The sequence below is a fragment of the Candidatus Accumulibacter vicinus genome (genome assembly GCF_000584955.1).
Lineage (GTDB): Bacteria > Pseudomonadota > Gammaproteobacteria > Burkholderiales > Rhodocyclaceae > Accumulibacter > Accumulibacter vicinus.
The window spans coordinates 1,567-1,856 of sequence record NZ_JDSS02000014.1 but is presented as its reverse complement, the minus strand read 5'-3'; the positions used below and the strand labels follow the sequence as shown (position 1 = coordinate 1,856).

Annotated in this window: 1 pseudogene; it reads right to left on the bottom strand. The window is 61.7% G+C overall.

The window, feature by feature from the left end:
* Positions 1 to 290, bottom strand: a pseudogene (locus tag CAPSK01_RS03620) (hypothetical protein); the annotation flags it as partial.

Sequence of the window (290 nt, the reverse complement as noted above, 5' to 3'; positions counted from 1 at the left end):
AGCCAGGCGTGGCGCGCCGTTTCGGTCACGATCCTGGCCTGTTGGTCGACCCGTTCCCAGTTTTCCTCACAGACCACCACGTGCAGCTTGAGCCGGCAACGACCGTTCGGACCGTAAGCATATTCGATGTCATTGACCCAGCTGAAGCGCTGTTGGCGTCGCCCCCAGTTCTGCTGCACGGTTTGTGGCTTCAGGACCTGCAGCGCGCGGAACTCCTGCCAGACCGAGGGCAAATCCTGGTCCTTGAGCACGATCATGAACTGCCAGTGGGCGCGCAAGCAGCGCTGCAT